The organism is Moraxella sp. K02 (assembly GCF_041154755.1).
Taxonomy (GTDB): domain Bacteria; phylum Pseudomonadota; class Gammaproteobacteria; order Pseudomonadales; family Moraxellaceae; genus Faucicola.
Map to the genome: position 1 here is coordinate 1,743,491 of NZ_AP031590.1, position 24,973 is coordinate 1,768,463.

Sequence of the window (24,973 nt, forward strand, 5' to 3'; positions counted from 1 at the left end):
AAAAAATGCAACATAAACTACAAACGAGCTAACTTACAAGTCAAACTTTGGTAATTGGACTTGAGATAAAAATTTAAAGACGTATACATAAACCGTCATTCTCATTGTCAGCAATCATATCATCTTTTGAAGGCGCTGCTAGTTAAGTTTGAGTCTGTAGGACTACTAAAATTCAGTGTTACAGGCCGCAAAAATGCTTTATTTTACAAAGATTTTAAAGATTGTGGTCACAGATAGTATGCACTTGTTATCGGTTATACAGTAGCGGTAGGATGTTTGGGTGTCTAAGCAAATAAATAAGTGAATAAATAGCTAAGCAGCTAAACCTAATTAGCCAAATCAGCCATTTGGCTTTTTTTTGATTTTAATTTATTATCATGCTTTATTATCAATGGCTTAACTATAATCTATAACCATTACATCATCGCTATGAATCTATGAATGCTCATCACTTGCGTAAACAGTTACGTCAGCAACGTCTACACTTATCCAAGCGCCACCGTAATCGCGCCGCTTATCAAGCACGACGAAGTTTAAACCGACTACAGCATCCTGCTTTAACTGGCAAAAACGTCAAGGTCGGGATTTTTGCAGATGCCTTTGGGGAGATGCCTACCCAACCGCTGATGGATTGGGCAAGACAGCGCGGTTATCGTATTTATTTACCTGTCGTCACTGGCAAACATCAGCCGCTTGTATTTATCCAATTTAGCCAAAAAACTTGGCGACAATCTCGCCTACCCAAACACCCACTGGGTATGCGCCAACCTGAGAAAGGAAAAATGCTTAACGTAGCGGCGCTTGATGTATTGTTTATGCCGCTAGTGGCAGCGGATAAAATTGGCAATCGTATGGGGATGGGTGGCGGTTACTATGACCGCACCTTAGCCAAGGTTAAAAGCAAACCGCTTAAAATTGGCTGGGCTTATGATTTTCAATTGGTTGAAAAATTAAATGCTAATCCTTGGGATATCACGCTTGATGCCCTCATCACGCCGAGTAAACTATGGTTATTTAGACGCTATTTGGTGTCTAAAGAATGAATGGATAATAATTAGATGAACGATAAAAAAAACAATGACAGCTTTCCAACTACCGCTTCAGATTCACCAACTAATAATGCCAAATTAACTGAAAATCTTAATGAATTAAGCGATGCAGAAATTGCCAGTGTCATGAATCCCGCTAGATTAACGCAACTTTTAACCCAAGCTGATGCCTTTACCCGAGTGAATTCTGAAGACTTGGACGACTTCTAGGCAGTAATGAATCAATATTAGAGTGACTTTATGATTAGTATATTATTGGGATTGTTGGCTTGGTTGTTGCCGCTACTGGGATTAACACAACCTGTTTTGCTGAAGCGTTGGCTAGGTGATGCTTGTTTTAGTTTGATAATCTTTGTCAGTATGACAGCTTGCACTTTGGCGATTTGGTTTGAGCTTTATGCCCAATACAAGCGTTTAATAATTGAAGATTATAGCGCCATGCTAGATATTTTTCCTTCAAGCGTCAAATTTGGGCTTTTTTTAATTATCTTGACTCTTATTTTAAATGTCTTTTTGCTATGCCGAGCTAGAAAATTGCCTTAGCCACCACAATTTTTAGCCTTTTAAATCCCTTCATATATTCTTTTTTTCCCTTTGAATCGCTAGCCTTGCAATTTTTTGCATTGACGCCATTTATATTTTTAAGTCTATCAGCAAGCCATCATTTGCTCACAAATGGTCAGTTGCTTGTTGTGTTATTTAAGGGGACATAGTATATGCAAGATGATGTTTTAATGACAAACCCAGAATCATCTGAGTCGCAAGAAGTCACGACGCTACCATTGTTAGCTTTACGTGACGTTGTGGTGTATCCACAAATGCAAATTGCTTTATTTGTGGGTCGTACGCCCTCAGTCAAAGCAGTCGAGCTTGCGCAGAATGAATTCGACAATAAAGTATTGGTGGTGGCACAAAAAGATTCACTATCTGAAGATATTGATGCCAGTAATCTATTCGAATATGGTACGGTGTGCCGTGTCGTCAATACCATGCCACATGAAAATGACGAAAATTGCATCAAAGTGCTGATTGAAGGTCTGTACCGTGCCAAATTGGTCGACATTCAAGACACCGATGAGGAAGAAGCGGTATTACTGGCCGATTTTGAAAAAGCGCCCATCACCGTCAATATGACCGCTAAAACGCAAAAATCGCACAAAGAAGCGTTAGTTGCTTTGTTTAGCAAATATGCAGAAAATCGCCTACGTAACTCACGCGAGTTGATTCGTGTGGCTGAGCGCATTACCCAACTTGAAGAGTTGGTATATTTCATTGCGACGCGTGTCTCACTCAATTTATCGATTAAACAAAACTTTTTGGAAGTCGATGATTTGACGGCGCATATCAAAGCGTTGTCAGACTATTTGCTTCAGCAAAGTGCCGAGCACAATATCGAGCAAGAATTACAAGAAGCGGTCCGTCGCCAGATGGAAAACAACCAGCGCGAGTATTTCTTAAATGAAAAAATGAAAGCGATAAAATCTGAGCTTTCTGACCTTCATGAAGAACGTGGTGAAAATTATGACGATGACGACATTGCTGAGCTAGAAAAACGTTTAGCGGAAGCTGATTTGCCAGAAGCAGTGCGTAAAAAAGCAGAAAATGAGTTTCGTAAACTCAAAACCATGCCTGCTGCCTCTTCTGAATCATCGGTCGTACGTAACTATGTCGAGTGGATTTTAGATACGCCTTGGAACAAAACCAGTGATGTCTCAATCGACCTCAATAAAGCCCATGACGTGCTTGACACTGACCATTATGGTTTACAAGACGTCAAAGATCGTATCTTGGAGTTCTTGGCAGTGCAATCTCGCGTGGATACCTTAAAAGGTCCGATTCTTTGCTTAGTAGGTCCGCCTGGGGTGGGTAAAACTTCTTTAGGTGAGTCCATTGCCCGTGCGACAGGTCGTGAGTTTATCCGTATGGCATTGGGCGGCGTGCGAGATGAAGCCGAAATTCGTGGGCACCGACGTACCTATATCGGTGCTATGCCAGGTAAAATCGTACAATCACTTTCAAAAGTGGGGGTGAAAAATCCGCTATTCTTACTCGATGAAATCGATAAAATGGCGCAAGATTTTCGTGGTGACCCTGCTTCAGCGCTGCTTGAAGTGTTAGACCCATCGCAAAATCATAGCTTTAACGATCACTACTTGGATATGGATTTGGACTTATCACAAGTGATGTTTATCTGTACCGCCAATAGTATGGATATCCCGCCTGCGCTACTTGACCGTATGGAAGTGATTCGTCTGCCAGGTTATACTGAAGATGAAAAAATCAGCATCGCGGATAAATACTTAGTACCAAAAGCCATCAAGCAAAACGGCTTAAGTGATACTGAAATTGATATCACCGATGAGGCACTCAAAGCGATTGTACAGCGTTATACCCGTGAAGCAGGTGTGCGTAACCTTGAACGTGAAATCAACAAAATCGCCCGCAAAGTGGTGAAACAAAATGTTGAATCATCGGGCAAAGACAAAGCGGAAGATAAAACCGCGACACACAAACTAACGGTCGATAGTTCGAACGTCGCTGATTACTTGGGTGTATACCAATTCGATTATGGCTTGGCGGAGCAAGAACCTGAAGTCGGTCGTGTCACAGGTTTGGCTTGGACACAAGTCGGTGGTGAGCTGTTGACCATTGAAGCAGTTGCGGTGCAAGGTAAAGGCGAGCTTAGCTTTACTGGCTCATTGGGCGATGTGATGAAAGAGTCAATTCGTGCGGCGATGACGGTAGTTCGTGCCCGTGCTGATAGCTTAGGCGTCAGCTACGATAAGCTCAAAGGCACAGATATCCACGTGCATATGCCAGAAGGTGCGACCCCTAAAGACGGTCCATCCGCGGGTATTGCGTTAACGCTTGCGTTAGCCTCTGCGATGACAGGTATTGCCATCCGCCCCGATATTGCCATGACAGGCGAAGTTACTTTGCGTGGCAAAGTGCTGCGTATCGGTGGTTTGAAGGAAAAACTGCTTGCAGCGCATCGTGGCGGTATCAAACACGTGTTGATTCCGAAATCCAATGAGCGTGACTTGATTGATATTCCTGACAATGTCAAACAAGGCTTAAGCATCCAGCCAGTAGAAACGATTGATGAAGTATTTAAAGCCGCTTTGGTATCACAGCCTGTGGCGTTAAAACCCAATCAACTGCCAGTCGATGCCAGTGATATTAGTTTAAAAAACTAGTTTAAAAAGCTAAGCTGACACTGAAGTAAAAACTGAAATTAAAAATAATGAAGTAAAAAAAAGCTGAGATTGATTCTCAGCTTTTTTTATACAGGCAAAAATTATTCCACCGATTTTTCCCGTGGCAAATCACCTTCTTGGGAGGCTGATGCCATGTCTTTATCCAACTCATAGAAGTTTTGGTTATCCGCCTTATCTTTTGATGCCAAGGCAAATTTATCACGTAGGTTATTGATTAACGCTTCTTCTTCGATTTGTTCTTTGACAAACCATTGTAAGAAATTAAACGTTGCCCAATCGCGCTCTGCCATGGCTTGATCCACAAGTGCATAGATTTTTTTTGAATTTTCTAACTCATGTTGCCAAACGTCTTCGATGCAGGTTTCAAGACTGACAGGGTTGTCACGCGGTGCAGGAATCGCTTCGATTTTAGCTTCGCCACCACGCTCATTGATATAGGCTAAAAATTTGAACATATGGTTACGTTCTTCAGCCGAATGCTTGTAGAAAAAATCTGCAATACCTGGGTAATTGTTCACTTCCGCCCAGCTGCCTAGCGCAATATACGCCTGCGCTTGTGTGGCTTCTTCCATCATTTGTTTGTTTAACGCTTGTTCCATTGCATCTGAAATACGTTTATCGTTTGACATATTATTTTCCTCTGATGATTTTTTTGTGGCTAATTTTATAAGATGGCTAATCTTGACTAGACAACGTTATCTCAAGATTGGCTATATAGTTGTTAAAGATAAAAATAAAGCATTACCAATACTATTGCCGTTGTTTGCCGTCAATTGCATTGGTAATGACGCTCACAGTATAGATAAAAAGCTGACAATAAACAGGATTTTTTACTCAATTTAGCTGAAAGATACACAAGCCTTTAACATAAAAACACGGGGTAAAATGCGCAAGGTCACCGCAAATTTTTCCTCGCTATTCAATCGCTTTGTTTTGCGTTGCCAACCAACTAAACACACAATTAATCACCATTAAAATCGTTAGAAATCCCATCGATAGCGTCCAAGTATGACTCAAGTCTTTAAGCCACCCTGTCACAATCGGACCGGTTATGGCGATGCTATAACCCACGGTTTGTGCCATCCCTGACAGTTCAGCGGCTTGTTGACTATCCTTTGATTTTAAGGTAAAAATCATCATACATAAGGTGAAAATCACCCCACATCCAAAGCCAGATGCGATACTCCAAACCCATACCCAGCCTTGCAGGGGCAAAAACCCAAAGCCAAACACACCCACCAAGTTTCCCACTGCGGCAAGCAACGCTAACGTGCGTAAATCCCACTGGCTAGAAACCCATTTGGTCAACAGTAAAATTGAAGGAAAAGCGACCAATTGAAACACCATGCCCACGTTGCCTGCTTGCGCTTTGCTCAGCCCTTTATCAATGAGTAACGACGGTAAAAAACTGGCGAGCGTATAATAAAGTAGTGATTGCAAACCCATAAACGCACTAATCCACCACGCCATCGGGATTTTCCAGACTGATTTTCGGCTGGGTTGTCCTGCTTGGGCAACCGCTTGGTTGATGATATTAGCATCATGGGTGCTAATTTTTTGCCCAAGCCGCAAATGAGCGACTATGAGCCAAGCTGCTACCGCTGCCACGGAGACCCAGCCCCATACCCCCAATGCAAACTGCCAGTTGGACAAGCTGACAAGCCACATCGCAATGCCTGACGCAAAGCCAGCAAACACCGACAAAAACATCGAGTAGCTTCCCATCACAAGCCCAATGTGATTGGGGGTATATTTTTTGATGACGGCAGGGATTAATACATTGCCGAGTGAAATCGCCAACGATAGCAGCACCGTGCCCGCTAGCAAAAACCCTAATTGCGGATGCGCCACCCGCACAAAAATACCGATAGCAAGCAAACTGGTTGCCAAAATCATGGTGTTTTCCAACCCAATACGCCGTGACAGCATAGGCGCAACAAACGAACTCGATGCAAATGCCATGACAGGAATCGTACCAATCAAACCAATGGTTTTGGTCGTTAATCCCAAATCCTGCTGAACCAGCTTTGCCACCGCACCAAACCCAATAATGGGCGCGCGCATATTGATAGCCAGTAGTAAAATGGCAAGGACTACCGTGACAATCAATGCCTTGGTCGGGGCAGTCGCTACCGAAATCTGAGACGCGTTAGCAGCAGGGTGAATATTCGACTGGCTCGATTGCGACGCTGAGAATTTCATACATCTTCCAAAGTTTTAACTAGGTAATCTATTAGCAAGGGTGATTTAATAAGCTTATTTTAACGAGCTTGAGTTAACGGGCTTGAGTTAAAAGGTTATCTTTTAACACATTCGCCAAGCCAGCGCACGGTTTATTCACATAACGGCTAAAAATTCACTGTCTATCCGTTTTGCTCAACCGTTAGCCCAAATTTTATGATATCAGTGGGCTACGATGGATAAATTTTTAACCAATTTATGCTACTATGTATTTTTTGTGCCAGTCTTTGGCGCATTGACTTGGTAATTTGATTTGGTAAATTGACTTAGCAAATTGATTGGCCACATTGATTTAACACATTGATTATCTTGTAAGGATTTGTCATGGTGGATACGCTTACTTCAAACGCAGATGCAACGCCCGAAATTAACACTCGACTGTGGAGCACCTTGATTCGCAACCTAACGCCCTACACTCCGGGTGAACAGCCCAAGCATGACAATCTGTGTAAGCTTAATACCAATGAAAATCCTTTTCCACCCTCTCCCAAAGTCGCTGAAGCCATCGCACAAGTTTTGCTCAATCAAGCCGATCATTTAAAGCGCTACCCCGCCCCAGAATCAGATGAGCTGCGTGCGGTGATGGCGCAAGTTTATCAGGTAGCCCCCAATCAAATTTTTGTCGGCAATGGTTCTGATGAAGTTTTGGCGCATATTTTTGCTTGTTTTTTTGTCAAAGACCGTTCGGTATTAACCCCTGATATTGGTTACAGTTTTTATCCTGTGTATGCCGATACTTTCCACGTGGATTTGGTGACCATTGCGCTCAAAGCCGATTTTAGCATTGATGTCGATGACTATCGCCGCCCGTGTAGTGGCATTATTATTGCCAATCCCAATGCGCCAACTGGGGTGCTTTTGCCGCTGGCGGATATCGAAAAAATGCTACAAGAACATCGCAATGCGGTCATTGTGATTGATGAAGCGTATATTGATTTTGCAGACACACCCAATGCCTCTGCGGTCAGTCTGATTGATAAATATGATAACTTAGTGGTAACCCAAACCTTTTCAAAGTCCCGCTCATTAGCAGGGCTACGTGTCGGCATGGCGTTTGCCAATCACTCACTGATTGAAGCGTTAAATCGGTATAAAAATAGTTTTAACAGCTATCCCCTAGACCGTCTTGCCCAAGCAGGCGCGGTTGCTAGCTTACAAGATAACGATTATTTTGTTGCCTGCAACCAAAAAGTCATCGCACTACGCCATGATGTCACTCAAGCTTTGACCCAATTAGGCTTTACTGTCTTGCCTTCACAAGCCAACTTTGTGTTTGCCAAACCACCTGCTTCGATGGGGGACACCATACAGGTATTTGAGAAACTGCGGGCGCAAGGGGTGATTGTTCGTCATTTTAACAAACCAAAAATTAGCAATTATTTGCGTATCACCATCGGCACGGCAGAACAAAATCAGCGCTTACTAGATACCTTAACAAATTTGGTTTGACCGCTGTGAGTGACCCTAGCATTCAGTTTTTTATCAAATGCCAAAATATCGAAACAGGCGAGGTGGTGACTTATCGCTTTGCTCATCAAGCACAGTTATTGGCATTTAGCCAGCAACTGGGTCGCAAAAAATTGGCGATTGTGGATACCCATATCGCCTTTTATGATATTGACCTAGTGTTTAATCCATTTGAGGGCGAAAGCGCGCCCATCAGTGCAGCTGAACTCAATACCGCACTTGATGGCAGGTTGTTGTAACTTTACTGGTACAATATTTTTAGTAAATTTCCTACTTTATCAAAACATTCTTGGTATTCTGCATCACAGTCTGACGCAATCGTGATGCCGCCGCCTGCCCACAGACTGACATTATTATCTAAAGCTTGTAGCGTACGAATCAGCACATTCCATTGCCCTGTGCCATCAAAATTGAGATACCCCATCGTGCCACAATACGCCCCGCGCGGTTTGGCTTCCAACTCATTGATGATTTCTACCGCGCGCTTTTTGGGTGTACCGGTAATTGAGCCAGCCGGCAGACTTTCAAACAATACCGTCCAAGGGCTGATGTTGTCTTTGAGGGTGGCGGTGATGGTACTCACCATATGGTGCACATTGCTAAAACTTTCGATATCAAACAGTTTTGGGACTTTTACCGTCCCAGTCTTGGCATATTTGCCCAAATCATTGCGCAGCAAATCGACAATCATGACATTTTCGGCGATGTCTTTTTCGCTGCTGGCAAGTTCATTTTTATTGGCTTGGTCAGCGGCTACGTTTTGTCCGCGTGGGCGCGTGCCTTTGATGGGTTTGGTAATAATGCAATTTTCGCCTTGGGGATTGTTGGCAAAGGTAAAAAACAATTCGGGCGAGCAGCTTAGTAACTCATAATTGCCGAGTGCTAGATATCCTGCAAATGGCGCCTGGGTGGATTGATGCAAGCTTGGCAGATAATCGACCAACTGCTGATTGGATAACTTACCTTGCCAGCACTGAGTAAGATTAATCTGGTAACAGTCGCCTGCTGTTAGGTAGTCTTGGACTTTGTAAAAAGCGTGTTCATAATCGCTAGTTTTCCAAATTGGCTGCAGCATTATAGGGTTAACAACAGGCTTATTTTCAACGGTTAACGTTTGCGTCAGCCAATGTTGAATCACATCCATTTGCTCAATGGCTTCTTGTGTGGTTGCATGTAGTTGCCAATGATTATTTTCAAAGGTCAAATAAATATCATAATGTCCCAAAAATAGCTGCGGCTGATGGGGCGTTAAGTAACTGGCTTCCCCGTGAGTTGCACTTGCTTGCACGTGGTTTGCATTTGCTAAATGATGCGCTGATAAATCGTAGCTAATAAATCCCATTAAGCCATCTTGATAGCCCACATTAGCCGTATGTTGGCTAGCAGACTGCCTAGATGATAGCTGCTGGTATTGGTAAGCCTCAAGCACAGCAGTTAATTCGCCAATATCAACACCCTTAGCTCCCCTATTAGTGGCAGTATTAGTCGCATTATCAGCACCAGTGTTAATCACGCTATCACAGTACCCAAAATCATCGAATGAGCAATTTTGCCGTTGCTTTTGGATAAGCTGATATAACTGATTTTGAGAATGTATTTCAAAAATCGTTTTTGGCAATAAACCGATAACATTTTGACCCTCGTTATTGAGCCAAATCGGATAGATTGCATGATTATTTGTCGTATTAAACTGCTGTAACAGGGTGATGAGTTGACAGGGCGCAAGATGTTGTAAACTTGGCATTGGGTACATGCTTTACCTTTATGATTATATTTAGCGTCAAAAAAGTGATGACAATCGGGTAACTGTCATCGCCTATTTTTATCAATTATGACGGTCCATCAATATTTATTCAACAAACTTTTTGATGATTAAACTTGCATTGGTACCACCAAAACCAAAGCTATTGGTCATAATCGTATTAAGATTTGCATCCCGTTTCTCACGCACAATATCAAAATCTTTGGCTTTCTCATCCAAGTTTTCGATATTGATATTGGGCGCAATAAAGCCTTGATTGAGCATCAACAAACAATAAATCAATTCTTGCACACCCACCGCACCCAAACTATGACCTGTCATTGATTTGGTCGAGCTAATCGGTGGTAACTCACTTCCAAACACCTGGCGAATCGCTTCAAGCTCAGTGATATCGCCAATGGGGGTGCTAGTGCCATGAGTGTTAATATAGTCAACGGAATTTAAGCCTGCTTGTTTAAGCGCTTGTTTCATACAGTTAATAGCACCTACCCCACTGGGTGCTACCATATCTGCGCCATCAGAGCTTGCGCCATAGCCAACAATCTCTGCCAAAATAGTCGCGCCGCGTCGTTTGGCAGAGTCTAAGCTCTCAACCACGACCATACCGCCACCGCCTGCAATCACAAAGCCGTCTCGATCTGCATCGTAAGGGCGACTGGCGAGTTGCGGCTTGTCATTATATTGTGTGCTCATCGCACCCATGCCATCAAACATACAAGATTGTGTCCAGTCTTCTTGCTCGCCGCCCCCTGCAATCACGATGTCTTGCTTACCCAATTGAATCAGCTCCATGGCATGACCCACACAATGCGTTGAGGTCGCGCAAGCTGAGGCAATAGAGTAGCTAACCCCGCCAATCTTTAACCCCGTTGCAACGCTGGCTGATACCGTACTTGCCATGGTTTTTGGCACTGCCATCGCGCCGACACCGCGCAAGCCTTTTTCGCGCATTGCATCGACCGCTGCCGCCACATCGGCACTCGATGCCCCACCTGAGCCTGCTACCACCCCGATATTGGTATTGTGAGCAATATCTGTTAATGACAATCCTGCTTGCTTGATTGCTTGTAGCGCACTTAGATAGGCGTATAAACTGGCTTTTGACAAGAACCGTTTAAGTTTGCGATCGATATGCGAGGTATCTAGGCTATCGTCATCAATACTACCTGAGACACAGGCTTTAAAGCCTTTTTCTTGATAAATTGGATTAAATACCAAGCCCGATTTGCCTTGCTGTAGCGATTCGCTGACTGTGGCTAAGTTATTACCAATACACGAGATAAGTCCTGCCCCTGTGATTACAACGCGCTGCATATACCATTCCTTTTGGTTTAATCAATTGATGATAAATATCACGCTATTGTACCCCTCTGGATTTCACCTGCCTAGTTTTTCCCCAAAAATGTTACAAAATATTTCTTACGGCACAGCTATTTATCACGTTTACAGTTAATTATCTTGTCTTAACCCAAACTCGATATATGCGAAACACTCAAACAAATTGGCAAAAGATATCATTGTGTAACGTCTCTTTACGCATTAAAGTTGAAAAGTGCGGCCACTTTCTTTACGCTGTTCAACTAAAGCATTATTTTCCAATAAAAAGCATAATATTAAGGATAACTCTCATGTCAGCCTCTACTTCTATTAGCCGCCGTGTCTTTGAAGCGTTGGGTCACAAATTAGCACAACTGAGCGCAAAAGATACGATACAAACCAAACCCCTAGCAGATATTGATTTTGATAGCCTTCAACAAGCCTTATCAAATGATAAAAACGTGTTTCATGAGCATATTCCCAAACTATCAAAAAAACTACTTGGTAAAACCCCATTTGGCAGTTATACCAAAATGGCGACCTCAATAATCCCCAAGACAAGTTTTGATAAAGCAACGGATGCGGTTTTTTCCCAAGTCGGTAAACTGGCGCAAAATTGGGCGAATTTTGATTTGGCGCGTGATGCGCGTTTTAAAGACACTTTGGTTGCTAGTGAACGACAAGCCTTAGCCCGTAGTATTGGCGATCAAAACCGTGCTTTAGCCACTTTGGGTGGACTTAGTAATTTGGCGGGTTTACCCGGTATTTTGGTAGATACAATGTGGTTATTGGCGGTGTGTTTACGGACGATTTTCCAAATCAGTGCAATCTATGACCGTCCGTTGACGGGACAACAAGGTATCGCCATTGCTTATGAAATTTTAGCTAAAGTGGATCTCAATAAACTACAAGAAAAGCAAACTTTGCTCGCAGGCTTGGGTATATTTGAAGCGATGACCGACCAGTCGATTGAAGAATATAGAGCGGCAGTACTTGCCGAAGAAGACAGCCAATCAGCGATGGGCATATTAACCAAACTAGAAGAACTATCGACGCAGTTTAATATTAACATTGAGCAATTTAATTTCGGTTTTTTACATAAAGTCATTCCACTCACTGCGGTTGGCTTGGGTACGGCTTACAATAATATTATTATCAATGAAGTGATTGAAATTGCGATGTCGGTATTTGCCCCCGCGCCAAAGTTGACGCATACGACTGAAGAATAATTTTGCGCTAATATAACAAGGTAAAAGCTAGCTGTTTGGCTTTTACCTTTATTATTAGTTATAGCTAGTGCTTACTAATTTAATGTATAGTAAATCCTGTATTATAATGAACACAACTTGAACTTTCATAGATAGCACTATGCCAAACCTATACGACCAAGACTTACGCAAACGCACCATAGCCTACTGGCAAGAAACAAATAACAAAAGCAAAACAGCGAGAATATTCGGCATCTGTCGCAACACGCTTAACAGTTGGATAGCCTTGTACCACGACCAAGGCAATACCGAACCTAAGAAAGCACAACCAACGGGTGTAAAACACATCATAACCGACCTTGATAGCTTTGAACGATATGTCAAAGCTAAACAATTTGATACCGCTAAACAGCTACGGGAACAATATTTAAAAGACCATCCTGATGTCAGTATATCCTACAATGCGTTTGTCGATACCTTACATCGTATCAACTGGACATTTAAAAAAAGACCTTCACCTACAAAGAATCAGACCCCGTAAAACAGCAAGGTTTCAGCGTATGTTTAGCTATCATGGCTTTTTGGTTTGGTCTAACCAACATCCTATTTATGGATGAAACAGGCTTTTACCAAAGACAAAGCTATCATCGTAGCTGGTCACCGGTTGGCACACCTTGCTATGCTAAAATGGATGCCAATAAAGGCAAACGCTTAAATCTTATCGGTGCAATGAGTATGGCTGAATTTAAACTGATTGCGCCTGTGACCTTTGAAGGTGGGTGTAAGCGTGATACGGTAGAAAATTGGCTTCACACGCTTGGTCAATCTTTGCCTAAAGATGAACTCGACAGCTACCCACAGCGTTTTTTAATCATGGATAACGCGCGTTTTCATCGGGGTGGTGATTTAAAACAGATTGCCGAAAAATACAACTTAACGTTACTGTACTTACCACCTTATTCTCCTGAGTTAAATCCTGTGGAGCATAAGTGGGCAGTGGTTAAGCAAAAGGTAAAACTCTCGATTAATGACTTCGATTCGCTTCATGATTGTGTTAAATACTGTTCAGTTTAATTTAGCGTTTACTATAGTTACTATAGATTTCGTTAATTTAAGTCAAGTTACACAAACTTTTACACAACCCGTTAGCAACGTCACATTTTTAGCCATCAATATCAACGTTATTCACCAAATCTAAAAAGACCAACCCGCTTAAATTTGGCAAAATAGATTTAACAACGGATGACAAGCTTAATAACCAATAAAGATAATAACCCCAATAAAATAAAGTAAAATGTCAGTACATCACGTTGTTAATTTAAAAAAAATAAGAAATTTAAAATTACAATTATTTAAAATCACCATCATTAAAGTTTGAATTTTTTGAGATCATTGAATAATAACAATAAATAATAACTGAGCTAGAACCAATGCGTTGACTTTTAACCGATAAGTTTCTTAAGGTTTTTAAAGTTAGCGCATTGGTTCTTTCAGTTTTGGTCTTTTTTATTTTAATCTGTTGTGATGTGATTTACAGTGTGTTTGATACCCTGTGTGCTTGATAAGCACGATGCTTGATAATTTGCCTTCCCCTTCTTTTCTAAAATTTTTCTAACAATCCCTATTTACATTATCCATTTGCATCATCTGGGTAATTTTTTAGTTGATAAAACCAACAAAAATCTCTATAATACGCTGTCCTAAAAATAGCTTATTAGCGGTTTTTAGAGATTTTTTGACAACAAACGGGAGAGAGTGCCTTATGGCAACTACAAATCAATTAATTCGTAAAGGTCGCAATACCATTACTGAAAAATCAAAAGTGCCAGCATTAAAAGCTTGCCCACAACGCCGTGGCGTGTGTACCCGTGTATACACTACTACACCAAAAAAACCAAACTCAGCGATGCGTAAAGTATGCCGTGTACGTTTGACGTCAGGTTTTGAAGTGTCAAGCTACATCGGTGGTGAAGGTCACAACCTACAAGAGCACAGTGTTGTACTTATCCGTGGTGGTCGTGTAAAAGACTTACCGGGTGTTCGTTACCATACAGTTCGTGGCGCACTTGACTGTGCAGGCGTAAAAGATCGTAAACAAGGCCGCTCAAAATACGGCGCAAAACGTCCTAAAGCATAATTTTAGCCGTTTTTTACCCCATTTTTTAACATTGTTTGCATAGTTGATTATAGTTTTACAATACTATGCAGTAAGGCTGGTGAAAAGCAACCGCTTAGCTACCAGACTACCCTGAATACACAAGGAAATTATCATGCCTAGACGTCGTGTCATCGCTGCCCGTGAAATCCTACCAGATCCTAAATTTGGTAGCAAAACACTTGCTAAATTCATCAACCATGTGATGGTTGACGGTAAAAAATCAGTTGCAGAATCAATCGTATACGGTGCATTAGACCGTGTTTTAGAAAAAAACTCCGGCATTGACCCTGTCCAGTTTTTTGAAGATACGTTAGAAAGAGTTCGCCCAATGGTGGAAGTTAAAGCTCGCCGTGTGGGTGGTGCTACCTACCAAGTTCCTATGGAAGTACGTCCCTCCCGTCGTACTGCATTAGCAATGCGTTGGTTAGTTGATGCGGCTGCAAAACGTTCTGAAAAATCTATGGCTTTACGCTTAGCAGGTGAATTGCTAGACGCGGCTGATGGCAAAGGTAATGCACTGAAAAAACGTGACGAAGTTCACCGTATGGCTGACGCGAACAAAGCGTTCTCACACTATCGTTTCTAATTGATACTGATTGCTATCACCTAGGTAGCAATTAGCTTATAATAAAATAGATGATATTGGGTGACTTGAAGTTTGCAAATTCAGCCCAATATTGCATATTGAAAAAGAAGCTTGTCATGCGTTTGTCATGGCAAGCTCTTATCATACAGCACTTATGTCAAGAGTAAGGCTTTCTTTTATCTAGTTGGTTGTCGATCTTTCAATCAAACGTTAAAACTAATTATTATTCATTTTGAGACATAACTGTTTATTGATAATGGAATAATTTTAATCTTTAGTCCTTAGGAATTAACTATGGCACGTACAACACCCTTGAATCGCTACCGTAATATCGGTATCTCTGCACATATTGATGCGGGTAAAACGACAACAACTGAACGTATTTTGTTTTATACAGGTAAAAACCATAAGCTAGGTGAAGTGCATGAAGGTGCTGCAACCATGGACTGGATGGAACAAGAACAAGAGCGCGGTATTACCATTACCTCAGCGGCAACCACTTGTTTCTGGTCAGGTATGGCTCATCAATACCCAGAACATCGTATTAACATCATTGACACCCCCGGCCACGTTGACTTTACCATTGAAGTAGAACGTTCGATGCGTGTACTTGATGGTGCATGTATGGTTTATTGTGCGGTTGGTGGTGTACAGCCTCAGTCAGAAACCGTATGGCGTCAAGCGAACAAATACAAAGTACCGCGTCTTGCGTTCGTCAATAAAATGGACCGTACGGGTGCAAACTTCTTTCGCGTTGTTGAGCAAGTAAAACAACGTCTTGGCGGTAACCCTGTGCCTGTCGTCGTGCCAATCGGCGCTGAAGATACTTTTGAAGGGGTGGTTGACCTTTTAGAGATGAAAGCCATTATTTGGGATGTTGCTTCTCAAGGTATGAAATTTGACTATGCTGAAATCCCTGCTGACCTAGCTGACACTGTTGAAGAATGGCGTAGCAACATGGTTGAAGCAGCCGCTGAATCTTCAGAAGAGTTGATGGATAAATACCTAGAAGAAGGTGATTTATCACGTGAAGATATCGTAGCAGGTTTACGTGCACGTACGCTAGCTGGCGAAATTCAGCCAATGCTTTGCGGTACGGCGTTCAAAAACAAAGGCGTACAACGTATGCTTGACGCGGTTATCGACTTTTTACCAGCACCCAATGACGTTGATGCGATCAAAGGTGTGCTAGATGACAAAGCCGAAAGTGAAGCGACGCGTGAGTCATCTGATGATGCACCATTTGCCGGTCTTGCGTTCAAAATCATGAATGACAAATACGTGGGTAACTTAACTTTCGTACGTGTTTATTCAGGTGTTGCTAAACAAGGTGACTCTGTTTATAACCCAGTGAAAATGAAACGTGAGCGTATTGGTCGTATCGTTGAGATGCACGCTAACTCACAAAAAGAAGTGGATGAAGTTCGCGCAGGTGACATCGTTGCATTTGTGGGTCTAAAAGATGTAACAACGGGTGATACGCTATGTGACGAAAACAACATCATTACGCTTGAGCGCATGGAATTCCCAGATCCTGTTATTTCATTGGCAGTTGAACCAAAAACCAAAGCTGACCAAGAAAAAATGTCAATCGCGCTTAACCGTTTGGCAAAAGAAGACCCTTCATTCCGTGTTCACACCGATGAAGAATCTGGTCAGACTATCATCAGCGGTATGGGTGAGCTTCACTTAGAAATTCTTGTTGACCGTATGAAACGTGAGTTTAGCGTTGAAGCCAACGTGGGTGCACCACAAGTAGCTTACCGTGAAACGATTCGTAGCACCGTTGAACAAGAAGGTAAATTCGTACGCCAAACTGGTGGTCGTGGTAAATTCGGTCATGTATGGTTACGTCTTGAGCCACTTGATACGGCTGACGGCAAAGAGTATGAATTTGCTGAAGAAGTTGTAGGTGGGGTGGTACCAAAAGAGTACTTTGGTGCGGTAGACAAAGGTATTCAAGAACGTATGAAAAATGGTGTTCTTGCAGGTTACCCAGTCGTTGGTATTAAAGCAACACTGTACGATGGTTCATACCATGACGTTGACTCAGATGAGCTGTCGTTTAAAATGGCAGGTTCTATGGCATTCCGTAAAGGCTTTATGAATGCAAACCCTGTTCTACTTGAACCAGTCATGAAAGTAGAAGTTGAAACACCTGAAGACTACATGGGTGATATCATGGGTGACTTAAACCGTCGCCGTGGTATGGTGCAAGGTATGGATGACATGTTTGGCGGCGTTAAACAAATCCGTGCTGAAGTACCACTAGCCGAGATGTTTGGTTATGCAACCCAATTACGTTCAATGTCTCAAGGTCGTGCAACTTACTCAATGGAGTTTGCAAAATACGCTGAGACACCACGCAACGTTGCTGATGAAATCATCAAAAAATTCACTCATAAAGATGATGACGAATAAGTTTGATGGACAATTTGATTGTTAAAACCAGTCAAAGTCTTCTATCCTATTCGACACTGAAAAAAATTATAAGTTAGCTAATTTGACCTATTAAATTTAATGGGTCAAATTTTCATAACCTATAAGCGTTGATAATAAAGTAAATGACCTAAAACATTGGGTTAATATTAACAAAAGAGGATTAAATTATGGCAAAGGCCAAGTTTGAACGTACTAAACCACACGTTAACGTAGGCACCATTGGACACGTTGACCATGGTAAAACAACCCTAACAGCTGCGATTGCAACTGTAGCAGCAAAACACAACGGTGGTGAAGCCAAAGACTACGCGTCAATTGACTCAGCCCCTGAAGAAAAAGCCCGTGGTATCACCATCAACACCTCACACATTGAATATGACACCCAAGCACGTCACTACGCACACGTAGACTGTCCTGGCCATGCTGACTATGTTAAAAACATGATCACCGGTGCAGCACAGATGGACGGCGCTATCCTAGTTGTATCAGCCACTGACGGCCCAATGCCACAAACCCGTGAACACATCCTACTATCACGCCAAGTAGGTGTACCATACATCATGGTATTCATGAACAAATGTGACATGGTTGATGACGAAGAACTACTAGAACTCGTCGAAATGGAAGTACGTGAACTACTATCAAGCTACGACTTCCCTGGCGATGACACCCCAATCATCAAAGGTTCTGCCCTAGAAGCCCTAAACGGCGGCGAAGGCAAATACGGTGAACCAGCCGTACTAGAACTACTTGACACCCTAGACAGCTACATCCCAGAACCAGAACGTGCAATTGACAAACCATTCTTGATGCCAATCGAAGACGTATTCTCAATCTCTGGTCGTGGTACAGTCGTAACAGGCCGTGTAGAATCAGGCATCATCAAAGTTGGTGAAGAAATTGAAATCGTTGGTATCAAACCAACCTCAAAAACCACCTGTACTGGTGTTGAAATGTTCCGTAAACTGCTAGACGAAGGTCGTGCAGGCGAGAACTGTGGTGTACTACTTCGTGGTACCAAACGTGAAGACGTACAACGTGGTCAAGTATTGGCTAAACCAGGTTCAATCAAACCACACACCAAATTTGACGCAGAAGTATACGTACTATCAAAAGAAGAAGGTGGTCGTCACACCCCATTCTTAAATGGTTATCGTCCACAATTCTACTTCCGTACCACTGACGTAACTGGCGCAATCCAATTACCAGAAGGTACAGAGATGGTAATGCCTGGCGATAACGTTGAAATGAACGTAGAGCTTATCCACCCAATCGCAATGGACCAAGGTTTACGCTTTGCAATCCGTGAAGGTGGCCGTACTGTAGGTGCGGGTGTTGTTGCTAAAGTTAACGACTAATCGTTAATAAGCATACAAAAGAGTCACTTCGGTGGCTCTTTTTTTATGCCTAAGCTTTTGTTAATAGGTTAATTTGCCAATAAAATTTACTATTGGTTTAGGTGGTTTTAGGCAATAAAAAAGCCAAGCGCTAAGCTTGGCTAAATGACATACCGTTAAATACTAGTGTAGAGCGCTGATATAGTCAGATAATACTTTGATATCATTATCTGATAATTTCGATGCCACAATTTGCATCATGCCTTTATCGCCTTTTTTAGCGGCATCATTCATACGCGTTTGTGAGGGGTCGGTCACATCGTCTTCACGACCTGCCGCACGAAATAGTTTTAATTGGGTTGCGATATAAGCTGAATGCTGACCCCCAATACGTGGGAAAGCGGCTAAATCGTTACCATTGGCTTTACCGCCGTGACAGCCGGCACAAGGAATCACACCGCGCGTGCTATTACCACCATAATACAATTTTTGCGCTGTTGCTGCGTAAGCAGGATTGGCATAACCTACCCCCCAACGTGGTTGGCTTGCATAATAACCTGCCACATTCGCCATGTCTTGATCATTTAATTTTGCCACTTGCGCTGACATGATAGGATTGACACGCGCGCCTGATTTGAATTCAGTTAGCTGTTTATAGAGATACTTAACGTTTTGTCCGCCAAGGTTAGGCTGTGCAGGAACAGTACTAACACCATTGACGCCATGACAAGCACCACAAACTGATTCAGCCATAACCTTACCTTTGGCAATGTCATATTTTGGTACAGTAACAGCTGCAGAACCGCTTACGCTGGCAATTAAAAGGCTTGCGGCAGTGAGTATTTTTTTCATCGGTAACAATTCCTACTAAAGCGTGTTGGTTATGACTCACAATGAGCTAGCGACAAAGGCATTGCTTACAATATCAAAGCAACCCCCAGTTATCATCATACATATTTATTGCTTTAACACTGGTGAATGTATCTACTAAGTTACAATATTATAGCAAGACAACCATGCGCTTGTCTGCAAAATTTGTAGGCTACCCTACTAATGAACACCAATCATGTGGCTAATACGACATTTAAGTTAGCTTAATGACTTTGAATCACCGAGGGTTTTGTCGATTACAGTGATGGTGATGATTAAAACCATAATCGAATAATTGATATGGCTGATTATTATGCCATAACTCGATAATCATGTAAAAGTCATTTGCAGATTGGCAAGCGCGTTTCAGTACAAAAAATATCTCACAAAACAGCGGTAGCAAGTGCTCAAAATTTTGGGTTATGGGTATTTGCTGATACAATAGCGCTTTAACATTAAGATTATGTACTAATGATGGATTCTACTAACACCGTTGCGCCAACTGCGATTACTGACGATAGTGATGCGGCAAAACGCTGGTTGCATCAAACCCAATTTATGCTATCTGCCCCTACCTTTAAATTGTGTCCTGCCGATACGGGTCGCGAAGTTGCTTTTGCTGGCCGCTCAAATGCTGGTAAGTCCTCTTGCATTAATGCATTGACCCAGCAGCGCCAGTTAGCCCGTTCCTCCAAAACCCCAGGTCGCACCCAAATGATTAACTTTTTTAATATGGGCAATTTAGATCAGCGGTTGGTGGATTTGCCAGGGTATGGCTATGCCGCCGTGCCCGAGGCGATGAAAAAAGAATGGCAGTCAGAGCTTGAAAAATACCTAATTTCGCGTAAAAGTCTCGCCGGTTTAGTGCTGCTCACAGACATTCGCCATCCATTAAAATTCTTTGATGAGCAAATGCTACACTGGGCAAAAGATGGTGAGCTGGAGGTTCATGTGCTATTAACCAAAGCCGATAAGCTCAAATACGGCGCTGCCAAAAACACGCTGCAGCAAACCCGCAATCAGCTTAATAAATTAAAATTGCCGTTTAGTATTCAATTATTTTCTGCCCAAGATAGAATTGGGCTTGAAGAACTGTCATTAAAACTTGCCAGTTGGTTGGCGCTACCCGAGCAGGATGAGCCAACAGATAATGAACCTACCTTAGCCGTCTAGTGGTTAAGATGGTTTAAACTGATTGGCGTCTTGTACTTGGTTGATTTGCTGATTCAGCAGTCCCAGCAAAGATTGGTTACTAGGTAGCTGCTTTGCTAACGATTTGGCTTGGGTCAGTGATGTCACCGCCTCTTTTAGCTCATTGCGCCATAATTCGCCATACGCGCGATAGCGTAACGTATTGATGCGATGAATCAGTTGCTCATCACCACTGCGATGTTTTGCAAGTAGTTGACTGGCTTGTTGCAATCGATCCCACACCATGACATCACGGGGATTTTGCTTGGATAAGGGTTGAAGCAGCGCTAACACTTTTTGACCACTTTCTGCAGTAGGTCGATATTTTAAATAAATGTCACTCAGATAGCGTGGCACATCTGTGCGCTCAGGATACACAGAAGCAAGTTGCTGCAATTTAGCGATTGCCACATCGACATTGCCTTGCTGCGCCGCTAACTGACTAAATGTCACGACTGCTAGGGGATTGGTGAGCGTGTTGATGTCCTTGTCAAAATCCTGCATTAAACTTTGTGCCGCTTTGGGTTGTCCGTTATCGAGATAATAATTAATCAGCGCAAGTTTGGCACCTTTACTGGTTTTTGCCCCTTGTTCCAAATCGGCTTTGTTGACTAGATAGCCATAGTAGCGAGCACGCCACTGGATCTGTTCAAACAGTTGCGCGCGCTGCTGTTGAATAGATTGATAACGGTTTGACGCCATATTGGCCTGGCTATCACGCTTGTAAGTGGCGACTCGCGCCCTTGCTTCGCTGATTCTATCTGCGGTGAGTGGATGGCTTAAAATAAAACTGGGAATCAAGGTGTTGCTTTTGACAGGGTTTTGTTGGTCTAGGGTGGCAAAGAAACTGGGCATGGCATTGACATCATAGCCCGCTTGGTTCATGATTTGCATGCCAATACGGTCGGCTTCTCGCTCTTGCCCGCGGCTATAGGAGGCAGCAGCGTTGGCAGACATCGCCTGAGAGCCTAGCATGACAGCGGCAGCGGCATCACCATCTCCGACTTTAGATGCTGCCACGCCTGCCAAAAGACCGCCTGCCTGCATCAGTAGCTGTTTGGTCTTTTCATCATTGCGATGTTGATAATGGCGCTGACTGACATGAGCAATCTCATGCGCGACGACGCTCACTATTTCATCCAGACTTTTGGCTTTATCCAACAAACCGACATTGATACCGATAAGCCCAGACGGTACCGCAAAGGCATTGATTTGCTTGTCATTGACAATCACCAGCCCCATGGGTGCGTTGAGACCTGCTACTGCATTGATTTGCCACACAATTTGTTCAAGCGATTGCTGTAACCAAGGGTCTTTTATCAGCGCTGCATTGCCGTTGATTTGTCGAAGTGCCCACTCACCCACTTGGCGATTTTGCTCAGTATCGATAAGCGCTTGCCAATTGTCCATAGAGGCTAATTGACCATTGACTTGGGTAGGCTCAGCACTTGCAATCATCACTGAATTAAAAGCAGGCGCACTTTGATAGGCGAAGTTATCTACCGCAAAAACTGCTGTTGATAGGGTAGTTAATACAGCCACTACAGGCGTTTTTCTAAATAAATAACTAGCAAGTGGATTGATGGGCATGCGCGACCTTTGACAGCGAATTAGCGTAGAATGATGTTTAAAAAAATGGTGTTTAAAAAAAGGTAAATGCTAAATCATACTGCTCAATATACAAATTTCAGCAGCTTTAAAAAGCCAAATTTTGTAATGATATCTTGCTATAATCTACTGACTACTGAGTGCAGCATAAAGGTTAAATTTTCAAAAATATAATCCTAACTTTGATTTATCTCAATCGTCTACACTTGTAATTTAGCCTATAATAACCATCTAACACACTTTGAATTTTCGAGTAGCGACTTTATTACCATGACGGATTCTTCTCAGATTATGCTAAATCCTGCCTTACTCTCAGATGACGCCTTTTGCCAAGATTGGGGGTTGTTTCGCTCAGGCGAACATAACGACCTCAATATCAATGCTCAAATTGAGCACTATGTAAATGGTAAAGGACTCGCCTGCCCGATGCCGCTGCTTAAACTTAAAATGGCACTAAAAAAGACTGCGTTGGGTCATGCAGTGTATGTGACCGCAACCGATCCTAACAGCAAGCGTGACATCGCAGCTTTCTGTCAGCATGCCGGATATACCCTGATGCAGGACACATCAATCACACCGTCTGAAAATACAACAGACACAATCTTTCACTCGATCATAACCAAAAGTTGCTAAACGCCTCTTACAAAAAAGCTGGCTTTAAGGCATACTAAATAACAGAAATTAAAGGACAATTGACAGGCTATTTCATGGCTATAAAGACCAAAACAACGACAATAAAAAAGACTGCCAACGCAAAAAAATCGACCAAGCTTGACGCTAAGCTGGGTGACGACCCACACGCTGCATTTGATGACATCGACGACGACGAACTCGATGAATTTGACGAGCCAGATTTTGATAGCTTAGGCGATGACGATATTGACCTTGCACAGCTCCCTGATAGTTATGATGACTATGATGAATTAGTGGACGAGGCTGATGACGACTATGACGATGAGTTTACTGAAAAACCAAGAAAAACTGCATCGCGACCCCGTCAAAAGAAAGCCATGACCAATGCCCTTGTTCCTACCATGCCGACTGCGTTATCTGCCCCTGGGGTGAATTTAGGCGCTTATATTAATGCGGTTCATCAAATTCCTATTTTGACGGCAGAGCAAGAACAGGAGCTTGCGCATCGCTATACTGATGAAGGGGATGTAGAAGCAGCCCGGCTGCTGGTTATGTCGCATCTGCGATTTGTGATTCACATTGCGCGCAGCTACTCTGGTTATGGCTTGCCACAAGGCGATTTGATTCAAGAAGGCAATGTCGGCTTGATGAAAGCGGTGAAACGCTTTGACCCAAATAAAGGCGTGCGTTTGGTGTCTTTTGCTGTGCATTGGATCAAAGCTGAAATCCATGAGTTTGTGATTCGCAACTGGCGTATCGTCAAAGTCGCGACCACCAAAGCGCACCGCAAGCTATTTTTTAACTTGCGCTCACTGAAAAAAACCAACAACCAGTTAACGCTTGAAGAAGCCGAAGCGATTGCCAAAGACTTAAATGTTACCGTCAAACAAGTGTTAGAGATGGAAAGTCGTCTGACTTCGTATGATGCATCGTTTGAAGCACAAAGTGATGATGAAGACGAAGGTCGCTATGCACCGCAGTATTTTTTGGAAGATGCGGCTGACCCAGCGGATATGGTAGAAGATGCTGATTGGGAAGAAAATAACAATTCAGCCTTGATGGAAGCGATGGAAGACTTAGATGATCGCTCGCGGGATATTGTACAGCAGCGCTGGCTCAATGAGCAAAAAGCGACCTTGCACGAGTTGGCGGCAGAGTACAATATATCAGCGGAACGGGTTCGCCAAATTGAAAAAAATGCCATGGATAAAATTAAAGAAGCCATGCTAGCCAATACCCATTTGCAGTTGGATTAACTATCATGAACTGGATAAGTGTTGGCGCGATAAATATGGCAGTGGCAGTCGCCTGTGGGGCTTTTGCCGCACATGGGCTTAAACCGCGTTTGTCAGCCGAGCAGATGGCTTGGTGGCAGACAGGTACGCAATACTTTTTTTATCACGCGCTTGGATTGTTGATTGTTGGTATGTTATTGCGTATAAACCTCACATCGCCTACTATCGCGTGGGTGATGCAATTGGGTATTGTGTTTTTTACAGGTTCGCTATATTTGATGGCTTTGGGTATGCCACGTTGGTTGGGCGCCGTTACCCCGATTGGCGGCACGCTGTTTATTATTGCATGGATTTGGCTTGTGATCAGTGTTGCTAAGCACACTTCATCAGTTTAACCCTATTTAACCATGACAGAAAGCGTAACAAAACAGGAAACGAAATAATGCCACAAGTGACTTTAAATGGTGACGCCAAACAAACGTTACATCAAAATCTTTTACAACTATTGGATGAAATGGGGCAAACCCAAGGTCGTTTTGCTGTTGAAATCAATGGTAAATTGATTCCAAAAAGCCAATTGGCAAATGTCACCTTGCAAGATGGTATGAACATTGAAGTGGTGCAAGCGGTGGGTGGTGGCTAATCATATCC

Annotated in this window: 23 protein-coding genes; 17 read left to right on the forward strand and 6 right to left on the reverse strand. The window is 42.8% G+C overall.

Going from position 1 to position 24,973, the window contains the following annotated elements:
- Window positions 1-437: 437 nt before the first annotated feature.
- The 3 genes from ACAM39_RS07750 (at window position 438) to lon (ending at window position 4,246) form a co-directional block, all read left to right on the forward strand.
- Window positions 438-1,043 (forward strand): 5-formyltetrahydrofolate cyclo-ligase, encoded by a 606-nt coding sequence (locus ACAM39_RS07750; protein ID WP_369627251.1) that lies wholly within the window; start codon window positions 438-440, stop codon window positions 1,041-1,043.
- A 15-nt stretch (window positions 1,044-1,058) separates the two neighbouring features.
- Window positions 1,059-1,259 (forward strand): hypothetical protein, encoded by a 201-nt coding sequence (locus ACAM39_RS07755; protein WP_369627252.1) that lies wholly within the window; start codon window positions 1,059-1,061, stop codon window positions 1,257-1,259.
- A 506-nt stretch (window positions 1,260-1,765) separates the two neighbouring features.
- A complete protein-coding gene (lon, locus tag ACAM39_RS07760; protein WP_369627253.1) occupies window positions 1,766-4,246 on the forward strand; it encodes an endopeptidase La in 2,481 nt (826 codons plus the stop codon).
- Between the two features lie 101 nt (window positions 4,247-4,347).
- On the opposite strand, the gene ACAM39_RS07765 is transcribed toward lon, so the two are convergent.
- Window positions 4,348-4,896, reverse strand: a complete 549-nt coding sequence (locus ACAM39_RS07765) for a ferritin (protein ID WP_007116475.1) — start codon at window positions 4,894-4,896, stop codon at window positions 4,348-4,350.
- A gap of 286 nt (window positions 4,897-5,182) precedes the next feature.
- Entirely contained in the window at window positions 5,183-6,469 is a 1,287-nt protein-coding gene (locus ACAM39_RS07770; RefSeq protein WP_369627254.1) for an MFS transporter, read from the reverse strand.
- Between the two features lie 363 nt (window positions 6,470-6,832).
- On the opposite strand from ACAM39_RS07770, the gene hisC reads away from it, so the two are divergent.
- Both hisC and ACAM39_RS07780 read left to right on the forward strand, forming a co-directional pair.
- Window positions 6,833-7,957 carry a histidinol-phosphate transaminase gene (gene hisC / locus ACAM39_RS07775; RefSeq protein ID WP_369627255.1) on the forward strand — a complete coding sequence of 375 codons (1,125 nt, stop codon included), beginning with the start codon at window positions 6,833-6,835 and terminating at the stop codon, window positions 7,955-7,957.
- Window positions 7,958-7,962: 5 nt separating this feature from the next.
- Window positions 7,963-8,214 carry a hypothetical protein gene (locus ACAM39_RS07780; protein WP_369627256.1) on the forward strand — a complete coding sequence of 84 codons (252 nt, stop codon included), beginning with the start codon at window positions 7,963-7,965 and terminating at the stop codon, window positions 8,212-8,214.
- Between the two features lie 2 nt (window positions 8,215-8,216).
- On the opposite strand, the gene ACAM39_RS07785 is transcribed toward ACAM39_RS07780, so the two are convergent.
- On the reverse strand, window positions 8,217-9,719 hold the full coding sequence (locus tag ACAM39_RS07785; RefSeq protein ID WP_369627257.1) for an anthranilate synthase component I family protein: 1,503 nt from the start codon (window positions 9,717-9,719) through the stop codon (window positions 8,217-8,219).
- 105 nt (window positions 9,720-9,824) lie between these two features.
- The gene (locus ACAM39_RS07790) at window positions 9,825-11,051 is read right to left on the reverse strand and encodes a beta-ketoacyl synthase N-terminal-like domain-containing protein (protein WP_369627258.1); all 1,227 of its coding nucleotides are present in this window, start codon (window positions 11,049-11,051) and stop codon (window positions 9,825-9,827) included.
- A gap of 314 nt (window positions 11,052-11,365) precedes the next feature.
- Between ACAM39_RS07790 and ACAM39_RS07795 the strand changes: the two genes are divergently transcribed.
- The 7 genes from ACAM39_RS07795 to tuf all read left to right on the forward strand — a co-directional run bounded on the left by ACAM39_RS07795 (window position 11,366) and on the right by tuf (window position 18,806).
- Window positions 11,366-12,283, forward strand: a complete 918-nt coding sequence (locus ACAM39_RS07795) for an EcsC family protein (protein ID WP_369627259.1) — start codon at window positions 11,366-11,368, stop codon at window positions 12,281-12,283.
- Between the two features lie 139 nt (window positions 12,284-12,422).
- The gene (locus ACAM39_RS07800; RefSeq protein ID WP_101965293.1) at window positions 12,423-12,803 is read left to right on the forward strand and encodes a helix-turn-helix domain-containing protein; all 381 of its coding nucleotides are present in this window, start codon (window positions 12,423-12,425) and stop codon (window positions 12,801-12,803) included.
- 32 nt (window positions 12,804-12,835) lie between these two features.
- Window positions 12,836-13,336: an IS630 family transposase gene (locus ACAM39_RS07805; protein WP_159374020.1), complete on the forward strand. Its 501-nt coding sequence runs from the start codon at window positions 12,836-12,838 to the stop codon at window positions 13,334-13,336.
- Window positions 13,337-14,024: 688 nt separating this feature from the next.
- Complete coding sequence (gene rpsL / locus ACAM39_RS07810) at window positions 14,025-14,399, forward strand: 30S ribosomal protein S12 (protein WP_007116468.1); 375 nt, start codon at window positions 14,025-14,027, stop codon at window positions 14,397-14,399.
- A gap of 133 nt (window positions 14,400-14,532) precedes the next feature.
- Window positions 14,533-15,006, forward strand: a complete 474-nt coding sequence (rpsG, locus tag ACAM39_RS07815; protein ID WP_050325821.1) for a 30S ribosomal protein S7 — start codon at window positions 14,533-14,535, stop codon at window positions 15,004-15,006.
- Window positions 15,007-15,300: 294 nt separating this feature from the next.
- A complete protein-coding gene (fusA, locus tag ACAM39_RS07820; RefSeq protein ID WP_369627260.1) occupies window positions 15,301-17,427 on the forward strand; it encodes an elongation factor G in 2,127 nt (708 codons plus the stop codon).
- A 188-nt stretch (window positions 17,428-17,615) separates the two neighbouring features.
- Window positions 17,616-18,806, forward strand: a complete 1,191-nt coding sequence (gene tuf, locus ACAM39_RS07825) for an elongation factor Tu (RefSeq protein WP_369627261.1) — start codon at window positions 17,616-17,618, stop codon at window positions 18,804-18,806.
- A gap of 162 nt (window positions 18,807-18,968) precedes the next feature.
- Here tuf and ACAM39_RS07830 read toward each other — a convergent pair whose 3' ends face one another.
- Window positions 18,969-19,637 carry a c-type cytochrome gene (locus ACAM39_RS07830; RefSeq protein ID WP_369627262.1) on the reverse strand — a complete coding sequence of 223 codons (669 nt, stop codon included), beginning with the start codon at window positions 19,635-19,637 and terminating at the stop codon, window positions 18,969-18,971.
- Window positions 19,638-20,126: 489 nt separating this feature from the next.
- Between ACAM39_RS07830 and yihA the strand changes: the two genes are divergently transcribed.
- Window positions 20,127-20,828, forward strand: a complete 702-nt coding sequence (gene yihA / locus ACAM39_RS07835) for a ribosome biogenesis GTP-binding protein YihA/YsxC (protein WP_369627263.1) — start codon at window positions 20,127-20,129, stop codon at window positions 20,826-20,828.
- 3 nt (window positions 20,829-20,831) lie between these two features.
- Here yihA and ACAM39_RS07840 read toward each other — a convergent pair whose 3' ends face one another.
- Window positions 20,832-22,436: a M48 family metalloprotease gene (locus ACAM39_RS07840; RefSeq protein WP_369627264.1), complete on the reverse strand. Its 1,605-nt coding sequence runs from the start codon at window positions 22,434-22,436 to the stop codon at window positions 20,832-20,834.
- A 288-nt stretch (window positions 22,437-22,724) separates the two neighbouring features.
- Here ACAM39_RS07840 and ACAM39_RS07845 point away from each other — a divergent pair, with 288 nt between their 5' ends.
- The 4 genes from ACAM39_RS07845 (at window position 22,725) to thiS (ending at window position 24,965) form a co-directional block, all read left to right on the forward strand.
- A complete protein-coding gene (locus ACAM39_RS07845) occupies window positions 22,725-23,087 on the forward strand; it encodes a sulfurtransferase TusA family protein (RefSeq protein ID WP_369627265.1) in 363 nt (120 codons plus the stop codon).
- 74 nt (window positions 23,088-23,161) lie between these two features.
- Window positions 23,162-24,343: an RNA polymerase sigma factor RpoH gene (gene rpoH, locus ACAM39_RS07850; protein ID WP_369627266.1), complete on the forward strand. Its 1,182-nt coding sequence runs from the start codon at window positions 23,162-23,164 to the stop codon at window positions 24,341-24,343.
- Between the two features lie 5 nt (window positions 24,344-24,348).
- Window positions 24,349-24,717: a DUF423 domain-containing protein gene (locus ACAM39_RS07855; protein WP_369627267.1), complete on the forward strand. Its 369-nt coding sequence runs from the start codon at window positions 24,349-24,351 to the stop codon at window positions 24,715-24,717.
- 47 nt (window positions 24,718-24,764) lie between these two features.
- Window positions 24,765-24,965 (forward strand): sulfur carrier protein ThiS, encoded by a 201-nt coding sequence (gene thiS / locus ACAM39_RS07860; RefSeq protein WP_369627268.1) that lies wholly within the window; start codon window positions 24,765-24,767, stop codon window positions 24,963-24,965.
- Window positions 24,966-24,973: the final 8 nt, after the last annotated feature.

What these genes read in the sequence shown, in the direction of transcription:
- ACAM39_RS07750 (WP_369627251.1), top strand. Translation starts at nt 438, where the DNA reads ATGAATGCTCATCACTTGCGTAAACAGTTACGTCAGCAACGTCTACAC.
- ACAM39_RS07755 (WP_369627252.1), top strand. Translation starts at nt 1,059, where the DNA reads ATGAACGATAAAAAAAACAATGACAGCTTTCCAACTACCGCTTCAGAT.
- lon (WP_369627253.1), top strand. Translation starts at nt 1,766, where the DNA reads ATGCAAGATGATGTTTTAATGACAAACCCAGAATCATCTGAGTCGCAA.
- ACAM39_RS07765 (WP_007116475.1), bottom strand. Translation starts at nt 4,896, where the DNA reads ATGTCAAACGATAAACGTATTTCAGATGCAATGGAACAAGCGTTAAAC.
- ACAM39_RS07770 (WP_369627254.1), bottom strand. Translation starts at nt 6,469, where the DNA reads ATGAAATTCTCAGCGTCGCAATCGAGCCAGTCGAATATTCACCCTGCT.
- hisC (WP_369627255.1), top strand. Translation starts at nt 6,833, where the DNA reads ATGGTGGATACGCTTACTTCAAACGCAGATGCAACGCCCGAAATTAAC.
- ACAM39_RS07785 (WP_369627257.1), bottom strand. Translation starts at nt 9,719, where the DNA reads ATGCCAAGTTTACAACATCTTGCGCCCTGTCAACTCATCACCCTGTTA.
- ACAM39_RS07790 (WP_369627258.1), bottom strand. Translation starts at nt 11,051, where the DNA reads ATGCAGCGCGTTGTAATCACAGGGGCAGGACTTATCTCGTGTATTGGT.
- ACAM39_RS07795 (WP_369627259.1), top strand. Translation starts at nt 11,366, where the DNA reads ATGTCAGCCTCTACTTCTATTAGCCGCCGTGTCTTTGAAGCGTTGGGT.
- ACAM39_RS07800 (WP_101965293.1), top strand. Translation starts at nt 12,423, where the DNA reads ATGCCAAACCTATACGACCAAGACTTACGCAAACGCACCATAGCCTAC.
- ACAM39_RS07805 (WP_159374020.1), top strand. Translation starts at nt 12,836, where the DNA reads ATGGCTTTTTGGTTTGGTCTAACCAACATCCTATTTATGGATGAAACA.
- rpsL (WP_007116468.1), top strand. Translation starts at nt 14,025, where the DNA reads ATGGCAACTACAAATCAATTAATTCGTAAAGGTCGCAATACCATTACT.
- rpsG (WP_050325821.1), top strand. Translation starts at nt 14,533, where the DNA reads ATGCCTAGACGTCGTGTCATCGCTGCCCGTGAAATCCTACCAGATCCT.
- fusA (WP_369627260.1), top strand. Translation starts at nt 15,301, where the DNA reads ATGGCACGTACAACACCCTTGAATCGCTACCGTAATATCGGTATCTCT.
- tuf (WP_369627261.1), top strand. Translation starts at nt 17,616, where the DNA reads ATGGCAAAGGCCAAGTTTGAACGTACTAAACCACACGTTAACGTAGGC.
- ACAM39_RS07830 (WP_369627262.1), bottom strand. Translation starts at nt 19,637, where the DNA reads ATGAAAAAAATACTCACTGCCGCAAGCCTTTTAATTGCCAGCGTAAGC.
- yihA (WP_369627263.1), top strand. Translation starts at nt 20,127, where the DNA reads ATGATGGATTCTACTAACACCGTTGCGCCAACTGCGATTACTGACGAT.
- ACAM39_RS07840 (WP_369627264.1), bottom strand. Translation starts at nt 22,436, where the DNA reads ATGCCCATCAATCCACTTGCTAGTTATTTATTTAGAAAAACGCCTGTA.
- ACAM39_RS07845 (WP_369627265.1), top strand. Translation starts at nt 22,725, where the DNA reads ATGACGGATTCTTCTCAGATTATGCTAAATCCTGCCTTACTCTCAGAT.
- rpoH (WP_369627266.1), top strand. Translation starts at nt 23,162, where the DNA reads ATGGCTATAAAGACCAAAACAACGACAATAAAAAAGACTGCCAACGCA.
- ACAM39_RS07855 (WP_369627267.1), top strand. Translation starts at nt 24,349, where the DNA reads ATGAACTGGATAAGTGTTGGCGCGATAAATATGGCAGTGGCAGTCGCC.
- thiS (WP_369627268.1), top strand. Translation starts at nt 24,765, where the DNA reads ATGCCACAAGTGACTTTAAATGGTGACGCCAAACAAACGTTACATCAA.